Source organism: Bradyrhizobium sp. AZCC 1719 (genome assembly GCF_036924525.1).
Lineage (GTDB): Bacteria > Pseudomonadota > Alphaproteobacteria > Rhizobiales > Xanthobacteraceae > Bradyrhizobium.
Window position 1 is genome coordinate 2,022,723 of record NZ_JAZHRU010000001.1, and the last position, 13,648, is coordinate 2,036,370.

10 protein-coding genes are annotated in these 13,648 nt (G+C 63.8%); 4 read left to right on the plus strand and 6 right to left on the minus strand.

The window, feature by feature from the left end:
- Positions 1–118: 118 nt before the first annotated feature.
- Positions 119–385: a DUF1127 domain-containing protein gene (locus V1292_RS09645; RefSeq protein ID WP_334372090.1), complete on the plus strand. Its 267-nt coding sequence runs from the start codon at positions 119–121 to the stop codon at positions 383–385.
- Between the two features lie 180 nt (positions 386–565).
- On the opposite strand, the gene V1292_RS09650 is transcribed toward V1292_RS09645, so the two are convergent.
- Positions 566–3,019, minus strand: a complete 2,454-nt coding sequence (locus V1292_RS09650) for an adenylate/guanylate cyclase domain-containing protein (RefSeq protein ID WP_334372092.1) — start codon at positions 3,017–3,019, stop codon at positions 566–568.
- A 174-nt stretch (positions 3,020–3,193) separates the two neighbouring features.
- Entirely contained in the window at positions 3,194–5,257 is a 2,064-nt protein-coding gene (locus V1292_RS09655; RefSeq protein ID WP_334372094.1) for an AsmA family protein, read from the minus strand.
- Positions 5,258–5,475: 218 nt separating this feature from the next.
- On the opposite strand from V1292_RS09655, the gene V1292_RS09660 reads away from it, so the two are divergent.
- Genes V1292_RS09660 through V1292_RS33835 form a run of 3 tightly spaced genes read left to right on the plus strand, consistent with a single transcriptional unit; the run spans position 5,476 to position 6,705 of the window.
- Entirely contained in the window at positions 5,476–6,150 is a 675-nt protein-coding gene (locus V1292_RS09660) for a Crp/Fnr family transcriptional regulator (protein ID WP_334372095.1), read from the plus strand.
- A gap of 46 nt (positions 6,151–6,196) precedes the next feature.
- Positions 6,197–6,424: a hypothetical protein gene (locus tag V1292_RS09665; RefSeq protein WP_334372096.1), complete on the plus strand. Its 228-nt coding sequence runs from the start codon at positions 6,197–6,199 to the stop codon at positions 6,422–6,424.
- Positions 6,421–6,705: a type II toxin-antitoxin system RelE/ParE family toxin gene (locus V1292_RS33835; protein ID WP_442895508.1), complete on the plus strand. Its 285-nt coding sequence runs from the start codon at positions 6,421–6,423 to the stop codon at positions 6,703–6,705. The genes V1292_RS09665 and V1292_RS33835 overlap by 4 nt, the downstream gene beginning before the upstream one ends.
- Positions 6,706–6,737: 32 nt before the next feature.
- Here the strand turns inward: V1292_RS33835 and V1292_RS09670 are convergent, their stop codons facing one another.
- From V1292_RS09670 to V1292_RS09685, 4 genes are all read right to left on the minus strand, one after another.
- Positions 6,738–9,887, minus strand: a complete 3,150-nt coding sequence (locus tag V1292_RS09670; protein WP_334372097.1) for an efflux RND transporter permease subunit — start codon at positions 9,885–9,887, stop codon at positions 6,738–6,740.
- Entirely contained in the window at positions 9,887–10,810 is a 924-nt protein-coding gene (locus V1292_RS09675) for an efflux RND transporter periplasmic adaptor subunit (protein WP_028352008.1), read from the minus strand. Before V1292_RS09675 ends, V1292_RS09670 begins: the two co-directional genes overlap by 1 nt.
- A gap of 144 nt (positions 10,811–10,954) precedes the next feature.
- Entirely contained in the window at positions 10,955–11,626 is a 672-nt protein-coding gene (locus tag V1292_RS09680) for an OmpA family protein (RefSeq protein WP_334372099.1), read from the minus strand.
- A gap of 149 nt (positions 11,627–11,775) precedes the next feature.
- Complete coding sequence (locus V1292_RS09685; protein ID WP_334372100.1) at positions 11,776–13,254, minus strand: caspase family protein; 1,479 nt, start codon at positions 13,252–13,254, stop codon at positions 11,776–11,778.
- Positions 13,255–13,648 lie beyond the last annotated feature (394 nt).

The window sequence follows — 13,648 nt, forward strand, 5'->3', positions numbered from 1 at the left end:
TCGCGCCTTCGGGCGTACGTACCGAAGCCTGCTGACACCATGCTGGCAGCAGGCCTTCGATAGAAAGCGTGCCAGGCAAGCTCACCGGGTTCCGACTACTGTTTGAAAGAAAATAGCCATGACTATGCTGACCACCATTCCGACCTCCGCCACCAGGCCATTTGCCTGGCGAACTGCGGTTTGGCTCGCGCGCCTGCGCCGTCTCGTCAACCGCTTCCTCGCAGCGGTCATTGCGCGCCACGAACGGCACGCCATGCGCGAGGCCCTGCGCAAGCTCGACGATCGCCATCTCGAGGATCTCGGCATGTACCGCACGCAGATCGACAGCAGCCTCGAAGAATTGGCGCAGACCCGCGCGCGAATGCAGCAGCCCGGCTGGCACTGACAGGCGGGTGCGTCGAGCACCCAGTCTTCCCTGTGCCCTCTTGTTTTCATGGGGCGGTGAATGAAGCAAATCCTCGGGCGCAACGGCGCTGCGGGAGGATTTGGTGTGTGTGGCTATTTGAAAATTGAATCAGGCGCTAGCTCACCCTCCCCCTCCAGGGGAGGGTAAGCAACCCGCGCATTACGATTTCTTCTTCATCCGCGCCGCCGCTGCGGCGGCATCGACGACGTTGTCGACCGACTCGCGCCAGGCGGTGATCTCCGCGGCCAAAATCGGATGATTGAATCCCTTCAAATTCAAATCATCGATCGGCTGGCCTTCGACCCATGGCTCGACCATGCCATAGACGCGCCGGCTCACCACGATCTGGTTGGCCTTGGCCTCGTCGCAGAGTCTCGACGCAAGATTGGTCACGCTGCCGATCGCGGCGTATTCCAGGCGCTGCTCAAAACCGATCTGGCCGAGGGTGGCGTAGCCGAGCGCGATGCCGATGCCGAAGCCGAGATTGTGGCCGCGGTTGCGCCACTTCTCGGTCAAGCTGCCAATGGTGTCGCGCATCTCCACCGCCATCCGCACCGCGCGCGCGGTGTGGTCCTCGAACTGGATCGGCGCGTTGAACAGGATCATCACGCCGTCGCCGGCATAGCGGTCGAGCGTGCCCTCGTACTTGAAGATCAGTTCGCCGAGCGCGGCGTGATATTCGCGCAGCACGTTCATCGCCTCTTCCGGCTCGGTGGTCTCGGTGAACGCCGTAAAGCCGCGCAAATCGCAGAACACCACCGTCACCTCACGGCGGTGGCTGTCGAGCAGGCCCTCATGACCGTCGGAGGAGGCGATAAGCTGCGCCACCTGCGGCGCCAGGAAACGCTCCAACCGCCGGATGCGCTCGATCTCGCCGAGCTGCGTCTCCACCCGCTCCTCCAGCGAGCGATTCCAGTCGCGGAGCTGGTCGGTCTGCTCCTGCAGCTTGCTCGCCTGCTCGCGCACGATGTCGTTGGCGTCGAGCAGCTCGCGGCTCTTGTGGTCCACTTCGGTAAACAGCCGCGCATTGCGCATCGCCAGCACCGCCTGGTGCGCAAACGTCTTCATCAGGCCGATCAGGTTGGCGGAGAATTCGCCCTCGTTCCGCCGCAGCACCACCAGCGATCCCAAAATGCCGGTCTGGTCGACCAGCGGCACTACCAGCACCGAATGGAAGCCTGCTTCCATCGCGACATCGCGCAGCGGATGCTCGGCCGTCGCGCCAAGCTGTGGGATCGCGATCGGCTCGCCGCTGGTTGCGGCCTCGCCGAGCGGCGAATGGTCGGCGTCGATGGCGCGATGGCGGCCTTCGGCCGCCTTGTCGATGCCGATGGCCTCGGTCAGGCTGAATTGGTGATTGCCGGCGTCATAGCCGTAGATCAGCACGGCGTCGGCATGGGTGATCTCCAGCGCGCGCGCGGCGACCGTCGGCAGTACGGCGTTGAGATCGAGCGAGGAGGCGACCGCGCGGCCGACCTCCTCGAGCACCTTGAGCTCGTTGATCGATTGCGCGAGATCCCGCGTGCGCTCGTTCACCTTGGCTTCGAGGTTCGAATAGGTCTCGGCGAGCTGCCCGGCCATGCCGTTGAACTGGTTGGCGAGCTCCTCCAATTCGTCGGAGGTCTTCACCTCGATGCGGTGGCCGAAATCGCCGGCGCCGAGCCGCCGCGCGCCGGCCTGCAGCGCCGTGATCGGCACCAGCAGGCGTCGCGCCATGATGGTGCCGGCGATGATCGCGACCACCAGGCCGAGCGCGATCAAAAGCGCGATCCGCACCAACTGGTCGCGGATCGGCGTAAGCGCCTGCGCCGTCGGCTGTTCGAAGAACACGCGCCAGCCCAGTTTCGGCACCAGGCTCGAGGTCGTCAGCACGGCGTCGCCATTGGCATCGGTACCCGACGCCGGCGCCACGCCGCCGGGCTTGCTGACGGCAGCGACCTGCGGCAGCGCCGACAGATTCTTGCCGACCTCGGGCCCGTTCGAGGACCTGGCCAGCACCTCGCCCTTGGCGTCAGTGACATAGGCATACGCCACCTTGCCGACCTGGGCGTCGATCAAAAATTCGGAGAGGAAATCGAGGTCGATTTCGGCGACCGTGATGCTGCCGTCGGCATGCGACAGCGCGATCGACATGAACGGTTGCTGGTCGCGCAGATAGGCTGGCGCAAAGCTGGTGCCGCGCGAAACGGTTTCGGTGAAGCGGACATCGCGGGAAAAATCGGCGTTGCTGCCGAGCGTGACAGTCTGCCGCGTCAGGCGGAGCTGCTCGCGGCCGTTGCTGCCAAGCAGCGAGAGCTGGCTGACCTGCGGCACCTGCCGCAGCAATTGGGTGTAGTCGGCGCGCCGCAGGTCGAGCGTGTTGGAGGAGGCGCGCGTCACCCAGGAGATCTGCCGCTCCAGCTCGGAGATCGATTGCGCGATCCGCTTCGCGGTCGCCTCCGCCTTGTCGGACATGCCGTCGTGGAGCGAGCTCTTGATGCCGCGATAGGTGATCCAGATTTCCATCGCGCCGTTGATGGCCAGCACGAACACGACAAGCCCGACCAGCGCGACGACGTATTTGGCAAACAGCCCCTCGCGCAGAAATCTTGCTCTGTCGTTGCCCTCGCTCATCCGGACCCTCGTGCGCCACGCCTTAGAGCATGCGCATCCGTTCGTCGCTTGCTGCGGGGCCGGCCTCTATCGGGGGCCCCGGATGAGGGCCTGTTTAGCACGAATTGAGGGAGCCGGCGGGCCCTCCGCCAGCATGGTTAGCCCCGATTTAGGCAGGAAACGGGGCCGTGGGCCTCACCGATTGAACAACTGCCGCAACACCTCGTTCATCGGCTGGCTGTCCTGCTGCGCCGTCGTATCGCTCGGCGGTGCGGGAGTTGCCGGCTCGGCCGGCGCGGCTTGGGTTGGCGCCTCGGCGGGCGAGGTCGGCGTCAGGCTACGTTGACCGCCCGGGCGTGTGCCGCCTTGCGGCTGATTCTGGCCCAATCCACCCAATCCCTGAATGAGATTGCCGATGGTCTCACCAAGCTGGCCGCCGAGCGGATCATTCGGCTTGCCGCCAGGCTGGCCGGTGCCCGGCGTAGTGCCCTGGCCGCCGGCCGCACCCTGTTGTCCGCCGCCGAGCAGGTTGCCGATGGCAGCGCCAAGCCCGGCGCCGTTCTGGCCGAACAGGCCCTTGCCCATTTCCCGCAGCTTGGCATAGGCCCCCTCCGGATTGTCGAGAATGCCCTGCATCTCCGGATAGATCCGTGGGCTCCCCCACGGTCCCTCGATCATCACGGGAATGCCGAGCCCGACCGGATCGCTGGCGCGGCCCTGGCCTTCGGTGGTCATCACCAGTTTCGGCTCGACACGGAAGCCGATCTGCTTGGTGCCGAGATCGATGGTGCCGACGCCGGTCATCTTCACCAGCGGGCCGACCAGATTGAGATCGGTAGTCTGCGCCTGCCCCTTGTCGATTTTGAACGACGCCGACAACTGCGACAGATCCGTCGCCTTCTCATCGCTCGCCTGCCAGCCGGACAAGGTGCTCGCCGTGAGCGAGCGGATCATCTGCGCGACGTTGAGCCCCTTGATGGCGCCATCCTGGAACACGACGAAGGCGGTGCCCGCCATGTTCGACATGATCGCGCGCTGGCTGGTGCCGTTGGAGCGCACGCTGATCTTCGCCTGCATCCTGCCGTCGAGCCTGTCGAAGTCGGCAAGGCCATCCAGCAGCGGCAGCGCACGCACGCCGGTGAGGTCGGCCCGCATCGCATAAGTGGGATTGGCGGTGGAGACGTCGACAGTCAGGTCGCCATTGGCGTTGCCGTCATAGGCGCCGACATTGGAAACCTGCGCCTCCAAGACGCCGCTTGCGAGCGTGGCGTCGATCGCGGCAGGGGTGAAGCGCGCGTCGCCGATCTTGAGTTCGGCCGCGGAAATGCGCGCCTGCACGTCGACGTAGTTGAGCCCGTTGACGTCGATCGTCGCGTTGCTCCAGGGCTGGCCTGAGGAAGAATCGGTGCTGCGCGACATCGGGACCGTGAGCTTCTGGAAATCGAGGTCGAGCTTGACCAGCGGCTTGCTCGACAGATCGACCGAGGCCCAGCCGTTGAACGCGCCATCGCCGAGCGCGCCGGTGACGCCGTTGATCATCACGACCGAGCCGTTGAGCCGGGCTTCGGCCTTGGCCGTGAGCTGGGCATGCAACAGGCCCGGCGCGTCGATCTTGATCTCGGCCGGAATATTCTGCCGTTCGATCGGGGCCGCGGGCAGCGCCGCCTTGCCCTCGAATTTCAGCGGATGGCCGCCGCTGCGCGCACTGCCGGTCAGCGTAACCTTGCGGTCGGCATCAATCGTAATGTCGGCGTTGACGGTCTCGATCCTGTTCTCGACGCGGTCGCGCAAATTGGAGAACACGATGGTGCCGCCGGTGACGCTGACATGCTCGATCGAAAAGGCGTCCGCCGTCTTGCCGCCGGCGGGCTTCGAGGGAGGATTGGCCTCCCTCACGCGCTCGCGCTTCAGGGGCAAATTCACCACCGGGCGAATGATGACGAGTTCGGTGATCTGCGGCCGGCCGGCCCACAGGCTTGCCAGCGTCACGTCCGCCTCGATGCTCGAGGCCGTGAAACGATGGTTGATGTCGCGATCCCTGGGATCCTGCAGCGTGACATCGTTCAGCCGGATGTTGAGCTGTGGCCACAGGCCGATCTTGGCGCCGCCATTGATGGCGAGCTTGTAGCCGGTCTCGCGCTCGATCCGCTCCTGGATCTCGGCCTTCAGGTAGCCCGAGGGGATGCCGATCACCAGCAGCAGCGCGATGACGACGATCACGGCGGCAATGATGGCGCCGGCAATTTTCAGTGCTCTCATATCGACATTCCAGACCGCGCAAACGGCTCTTATTTCGGTGGCTCGACACGCCGTCGCAACCGGTCGGGCGAGCTTATCCCGGAAAGGGATAGCGCCCAAAGCAGCCAAAAATAATCCGGGCGTACTGCAAAGTTATGTGACTTATGACACACTTGCGGGCAGGGGAATCCTGCTAACGGCGTTCGGGGGCGGTGGAGCCGATCTGGAAGGCAATACAAATGACTAAACAGGCCGAATTTGCGGTCATTTTGAAAATGAACCCGATGTTTGCGGATTTGGGCGCCGACGAATTGCAGCGCATCTCCGGCCTTTGCCATACCCAGCAGCTCGGCGTCGGCGAAATGTTGTTCCAGAAGGGCGATCCCGGCGACGCCCTGTACGGCGTCCGCCGCGGCCAGATCCGGATCGAAACCGGCGCCTCCGACGGCAGCCGCCTGACGTTGAATTTCATGGGCTCCGGCGATCTCTTCGGCGAAGTCGCCGTGCTCGACGGCCAGAGCCGCACCGCGGACGCCACCGCCGGCGAGCCGTCGGAACTGTTCGTGCTGCGGCGCGAGGATTTCCTCGCCTTCCTGGAGCGCGAGCCCAAGGTCGCGATCAAGATCATCACGCTCTTGTGCCAACGCATCCGCTGGCAGAGCGAACGGATGGAAGAATCCGTGCTGCAGCCGCTGCCGGTCCGGCTGGCGCGCCGGCTCTGCGCGCTCTCGGACGACTTCGGCTCGGAGGTGCACATTTCGCAGGAGCAACTCGGCGTCTTCGTCGGTGCCGCCCGCGAAAGTGTCAACCGGCAACTGCAGCTCTGGCGCAAGGACGGCATCCTGGACCTGCAGCGCGGGCGGATTTTGCTGCAGAACATGACCAAGCTGACAGCGGTGGCGAGGAACGAGTAGGTTCCCATCCATCGTCACGCATTGCCTGCTGTGATATGATGACCGCATGAACAGAATACTCAAAGAAGTGCTCGAGCACGCCGAGAGCTGGCCCCTCGAGGACCAGGAGGAGCTTGCCGAATACGCCCGCGAGATCGAGGCGCGCCGGACCGGCGTCTATACGATGTCAGACGACGAGCGGGCGGCGGTGGGGAAGGGACTGGCAGAGGCCGACCGCGCGGAATTCGTGTCGGATGAGCAGATTGCCGAAGCCGACAAGCGTCATGACGGATGAGGATACGCTACACGCCCGCGGCGTTCTCTGATCGAGAGAAAATACTACAGTATCTGAGAGAGCGGTCTGCTGGCGGTGCGAAGAACGTAGCGGCCAGCATTCGCGAGACGGTAGCGCAGCTCAAAGACCATCCGCACAGCGGCTATCGGACGGATGATCCCGATGTGCGGGTGATATTTGTCGCTCGATATCCGTACAAGATATTCTATCGAATTCGAGACGCCGTAGAAATCTTACACATCCGGCACACATCTCGCAGACCCTGGAAGAACAATACGTAGCGGGAATCGCTCGGATCGGCCAAGACTGCTCCTCACTCCGCCGCAGGCGATATCGCGGGCGGGCCCTTGGCCGGCGGCTTGCCGTGATGATCCGATCCGTGGTCACCAGACTCCGTCTCCGCGCTGGAGACGATCAGCTTCTTGCCGAGGCGCCAGCACAGGGCGCCGAAATCGTCCATCACCATGAACATCGCGGGCACGAATACCAGCGACAGGATGGTGGAGAAGATCAGGCCGCCGATCACCGCGAGCGCCATCGGCGAACGGAATTCACCGCCGGCGCCGAACGCCAGCGCTGACGGCATCATGCCCGCCGCCATTGCGATCGTCGTCATCACGATCGGGCGGGCGCGTTTCATGCCGGCGTCGATCATCGCGTCTTCGCGCTTCCTGCCCTCGCGGATCGCCGCACTCGCGAATTCGACCAGCATGATGGCGTTCTTGGTGACGATGCCCATCAGCATCAGGATGCCGATCCACACCGGCGTGGTGAGCTGCTTGCCGGTCAGCAGCAATGCCGCGATCGCGCCGCCGATCGAGAGCGGCAGCGAGAACAGGATGGTGATCGGTTGCAGGAAGGTGCCGAACAACAGCACCAGCACCGCATAGACCATCATCAGGCCGGCGGTGATCGCAGTCGCAAACCCCTCCGACAGTTCGTTGAGGCTTTCGGCGTCGCCCGACGGGCTGACCCTCACGCCCTTCGGCAGGCTCTTCATGACCGGAAGTTCGTAGATCAACTTGGTGGCGTCGCCGAGGGCTGCGGTGCCGACGAGGTCGGCGGCAACTGTTGCCTGCCGTTCGCGGTCGTAACGGTTGATGCTGGTCGGGCCCTGATCGAGCTGGATGTCGGCGACGACAGACAGTGGCACGCCGCCGCGTTCGCCGCGCTGGCCGAGCGGCACCCGCAACTGCTGCAGCATCTGCAGGTCGCTGCGCGCACTGTCTTCGAGCTGGACACGGATCGGCACCTGACGGTCGCCGGCATCGAATTTTGCAAGTGCCGGGCCGACGTCACCGATGGTGGCCACCCGGATCGTTTGCGACAGGCTCTCGGTCGAGACGCCCAGCCGTGCCGCCAGTTCGGCGCGCGGTCGGATCCGAAGCTCGGGGCGGTCGAGCGCGGTTTCCGAGATCACGTTGGCGATGATCGGGATCCGCTTCATCTGCGTCGCCAGCTCGCTGGCGACGTTGTTGACGATGTTGCTGTCGGTACCGGTCACGACCAGCGAAATCGCTCGCAGGCCGTTTTCGTCTAGGAACCAGAAGCGGATATCGGGAACGTTTTCCAGCTCCTGGCCGATCTCGAGTTCGAGCTGCCGCTGCGTAATCTTGCGATCGGCCTTCGGCGTGTAGTTGATAATCAGCGCGGCGCGGCGGACTTCCTGCGTTCCCGGCGGCACCCGGCCGCCATCGACGAAGATGCTCTTCACCTCGGGACGCTTGCGCAGACGGGCGACGATTTCTTCAGTGACCTTTTCGGTGTAGGCGAGCTGCGAGCCCGGCGGCAATTCCATTGCCAGCAGCGAGCGCGCGGTGTCCTGCGCCGGCAGGAAGCCTTGCGGCAGCAGCGTAATGCTCCAGATCGAGGCGGCGAAGACGCCGAAGCCGATCAGCACCGTGATGAAGTAGTGCTTCACTGACCAGGTCACGAGTTTGGCGTAGGTCTGCAGGATGCGCCCGGGCGGCGGGTCTTCGTGCGGGTGATCCTTCAGGAAGTAAGCGGCGAGCACCGGCGTGACGAAGCGCGCCGCCAGGAGCGAGAAGAACACCTGCACCGACACGGTGATGCCGAACTGCTTGAAGAACTGTCCCGCGATACCGGACATGAAGCTGGCGGGAGCAAAAATCGCAATAATCGTCAGCGAAATCGCGATCACCGCGAGACCGATTTCGTCGGCGGCCTCCAACGCGGCGCGATAGGGCGATTTGCCCATGCGCATGTGGCGCACGATGTTCTCGATCTCGACGATGGCGTCGTCGACCAGAATGCCCGTCGACAGCGTGATGGCGAGGAAGGAGACGAGGTTCAGCGAGAAGCCGAGCAGGTCCATCGCCCAGAACGCCGGGAAGATCGACAGCGGCAGTGAGATCGCGGCGATGATGGTGGCTCTGATATCGCGCAGGAACAGCAGCACGACGATCACCGCGAGGATCGCGCCCTCGAACAAGGTCGAGATCGCCGCATCGTAATTGCCCTTGGTGAAGTTGACCGAGGTGTCGATCAGCTTCAGGTCGACGTCGGGATAGGCGACCTTTAGCGCATCGATGCGCTTCTGCACGGCCTCCGCCACCACCACGTCGCTGGCGCCCTTGGAGCGCTTGATGCCGAGCGCCACCACGGGTTCGCCGTTGAAGCGGGCAAAGGTCCGGCGATCGGCAATTGTATCGGTGACGGTGCCGAGGTCGTCGAGCCGGACCTCGCCGCCGCCGAACAGCGGGATCATCGTGCCGGCGAGTTCGTTCAGCGTCTTGGCGCCCGCCAGTGTGCGGATCGCCTGGTCATTCTTGCCGATTTCAGCACGGCCGCCAGCGAGGTCGACATTGGTGCCGCGAAGGATCTGGCTGACATTAACGGCGGTGAGCCCCGCTGCCTGCAGCCGGTCGGGATCGAGCGAAACGAGAATTTCGCGCTCGACACCGCCGATGCGCTCGACCTGCGCGACGCCGCGCACGCCCTGCAGCGCGCGCTTGACGACGTCGTCGACGAAATAGGAAAGCTGCTCCGGCGTCTTGCCCGGCGAGATCGCGGCATAGGTGACGATCGGCAGGCCGATCACGTCGACGCGCTGGATCAGCGGCTCGTTGACGTTCTGCGGCAGGTTGGCCCGAACGCGCGTGACCGCGTCCTTGACGTCGTTGAGCGCGCGATCGGTGTTGGTTTCGAGCGCGAACTGGATCGTCGTCACCGACAGGCCGTCGGTGATCGAGGATGAAATGTGCCGCACGCCTTCGACGCCGGATACGCCGTCCTCGATGGTCTTGGTGACCTGCGCTTCCAGTTCAGCGGGAGCGGCGCCGAATTGCGCGACCGCGACCGAAATCACGGGGATGTCGGCGCTCGGCAACCGCGTCACCGCGAGCTTGGTGAAGCTGACCCAGCCCAAGACCAGGAGAATGATCGAAAAGACGATCGAAGGAAGCGGGTTCCGGATCGACCAAGCCGAGATGTTCAAAGCCATTAGCGTGCCCGCGTGCGCTCGAGTTCGTCGGCGAACATGGTCTTGACCTGGTCGCCGTCATGTAGCGAGGTGCCAGCATCGGCCACGACGATTTCGCCGACGTCGAGGCCTTCAAGAATTTCGGTTGAGGTTTCGGAGGTCAGGCCGACCCGCACTTTTCGTGTTTCGATGGTGTTGCCTTTGACCACCTGCAGGGTCAGGCGGTCGATGGCAGTGCGCGGGACGGCGACGCCGCAGGAGCGCTTGGCATCGATATTGGCGCGGGCAAACATGCCGACCTTGAGTGAGGGATTGTTGTTCAGCGAAATCCGGACCTTGCCGAGTTGGGTGGTGCGGTCGATCTGCGGCGAGATCTGCCGGACCTTGCCGACGACATCGGGCGCATCGTCACGGCTGATGCGTACTGTCGCACCCGGATTGAGCTTGAGCAGATGAACGCTCGGCACTTCGGCTTCGAGCTCGATTTCATTGTTCACAGAGACACGGAACATCGGCCCGGCCTGCGGCGAAGCCGGCGCGCCGACGGCAGTCCTGACTTCGGTGACGAGACCGGCAGCGGGGGCGCGAAGCGATATCGGTCCAGACCGGCCTCCCGGGGCTCCCGGCTGTTGCGGCGGCGGGGTGAGGCGCGCCATCTCCTGATTTTCGGTAACCGTATCGCCTTCCTTGACGAACAGATCAGTGACCCTGGAGCCCTCCTGATCGACGCCGATCTGGGCCTCGCGGCGCGGCACGATAAAGCCGGTGACGCGCACCATGTCGGAGAAACAGGCATTGGTGGATTTGGTCACGATCACCAGCGCCTGGCCCGGCGTTTCCTTTTCTTCCGCGCGCGGACGGTGCTCGAACCAGTAATAGCCGACGGCCACAACGGCAACGAAGGCCACCCCGAGCGCGGGTTTGAAGTATTCGGAGAATTTCATTGCCGGATCAATCCAGACTGGAAGTCAAATCAAACAGGGCGCATTGGCTGGCCGAAGGCCTGCGATCTCGCCCAAAACGAATACGTCCCGCATTTGTGCTGCGGGACGTATTGTAGCCGGAAACTATTGCTCGGCGCCACGCCCTTACTTGGCGTTCGACGCCGTGGCCTTGTTTTCCATGTTCACGACCTGAACGCGGCGGTTCACTTCCGCCAGCGGCTGGCTCGGATCCTTGAGCTTGCTCTTGCCATATCCGACGGTGACGAGATCGGTGCCGTTGATGCCGTATTTGTCGACGAGATAGCGCTTGATGGAGTCGGCGCGGCGCTCGGAGAGATCCTGATTATAGGCTTCGCCGCCGGCCGCATCGGTGTGGCCTGCGACCACAAAGGTCGAGCCCTTGAGGTCGTTGTTGGTAAGCGCGCGGCCGAGCGCCTGAACCGATGGCAGCGACTTCGCGCTGATATCGGCTGAGTTGTAGTCGAAGTTGATTTCCAGATCGATCTTCGGCTTGTCCTTGACGATGGTGGCGATTTCCTCGCGCTCGGCGATGGAAAGCGAACGCGTGGAGCGACCGCGGAATTTCTGAACCAATTTGCCCTCGGCGGCGGCTGCAGTCGGGTCGACGGTCTGCTGCGGACCGACCGAAAGGCCACGGGTCAGCGGCTTCTTTTCGGGTACCAGCGCGCGAATGATCTGGTCCTCTGTGACGTTCCTGTCCTGGGCGAGCGCACTCCCCGCACCCAAGGAAACGGCGCCGAGCGCTGCAACCGAGACGATTGCGGTTAGGGTTTTCGTTGCTGAGAAAGTTGCCATTGCCAGTCCCCCTCCTGCGGGCTTCCCACGCGGTTCTAAGGTCATCCAAATGAGCTGCCGGACCCCTTTGGTTGGGCCGGCTGGTTTTCTTTAGTCTGGGCGCCCGCCGCAGGGTTCGAGGCGTCGCCAGCCTTCTACCTAAAAAATCGTCACTGCACCCCGTAATCGGCGAATTCCTTGACGATATTGGGGTCCATCGCCTTCGCATTGTTAATATCGAGATCACCTTCCGAAATCGAGCCGTTGCGCTTCTTGGCAAGGCCGCGGCCGTACAGCGATGACGTCAATCTCGGGTTGATCTTGAGGGCCGCGTCGAAATCAGCAATTGCATTTTTGTTCTGGCCGCTTTTCAGATTGACGAGGCCGCGGCTGTCGAGCGCGTCGACGAAATTCGGCCGCAGCCGCAACGCCTCGTTGCAATCCTTCAGCGCTGCCTGCAGGTCCCCGATCACCGTGCGGGCCCAGCAGCGGTTGTTGTAAGCTTCCACATCCTTCGGATTCAGCCGCAGCGAATTGTTGAAGTCCTTGATGGCGAGCTCGTAGGCGCCCTTGCTCGCATAGACCTGTCCGCGCCGGTACAGCGCGGCGGCATCGTCCGGATTGTCGTTGAGCCTGGTGGTCAGGTTCTTGATGGTCGGGTCGTCGGCCAGCGCAACCGCAGTCGGGCTGGGGCTCTCGGCCGGCTTGGCCGCCGGCGGAGGCGGAGGAATCGCGGCTTCAACCGGCTTCGACGGCGCCGGAGGAGGCGGTGGCGGAGCAGGCGCGGCCACCTGGGGCGCGGCAGGTGCGGGGGCAGGGGGAGGAGCGGGGGCAGGTGCGGGAGTCGTTGGCGCTGCGGCCACCGGAGCCGGCGGCGGGCTCGCCGGCCGCGGACCGCCGCTGGGAATAAAGGAGAAATCCTCGGCCAGCGACGACGAGATCCACGGCACCTGCTCCTGGCGCGAGGCGCGGGTGACGCCGACGCGGGTGCGGTTCAGCGTTTCCTCCGCCATCAAATCGGGGGTGCGGATTTCCTTGAGCAGCTCCTTCACAAACAGGCTGCGGTCGCTGCCATTGTCGGAAACCACCGACGAGAGCGCGGCCGAATACATCACCAGCGTGCCGTTCGGCGCGATAACCGGCGCAAGGCCGGCGGAAAAGCTGCGGAACCGGCGCTCGAACGGATTGCGCCTGCTGGCGTCGATCAGCGCGATCTTGACGCCCGCGCCGCGGCTGTTGATCTCCCCCAGCACGGTTTCGAGGCTGAAACCGTCGCGGCGAACGTCGGCCTCGGTCCAGATCTGCGCATCGACGGGGATCATGTAGCTCTGGCGGCTCGACTGCACGCCAAAGCCCGAAAAGAAGATCAGCGCGACCGAGCCGGGCTTGACCTTGCCGTACAGCCGCTCGAAGGCGCGGCGCATCTGCTCCCCGGTCAGGTTCTCGCCGATATCGACATTGAAGCCGTCGCGCTTGAGCTCTTCGGCGATGTCGCGCGCGTCGTTGATCGGCTCCTTCAGGGGCGCCTCGGCGTCCGGATATTTCGCGTTGCCGATCACCAGCGCATACCGTTCGCCGGCTGCGAGCGACGGGGCTACCGACGCGACCGCAAAAATCAGGGAAAGGAGCAATACAAGGCGGGTTTTCATATTGACGGCAATCCAGCCAAAATGGCGCCGATACCAGCTTGCGCCGCGGCGACCTTACTCTACGCACTCTGCATTATCAAACCGCGCGCACATCCCGTCAACTGCTTGCGATCTCGTCACTAATTGCGACAATTAACCGCGACCGCACCGCATGGATGAAGGGGAATAAACGATGTTGACGGGCGGCAACACTTCGGCGCGCGGACTTGGTCCGTGCAATCGGTTCCCGATCTGCTGGACGACCCTTTCGTCCGTACCCGGCTGCGTCGAACCGCGGGTGACGACCACCATGGAAATGTGACCCCTCTCACATAATGCTCTGCAATGCCACGCGGTCGTCATTCGCGCACCGCGTTTGACCTTTGTAGGTGACAATGGCTTGCTGCCAGCATCG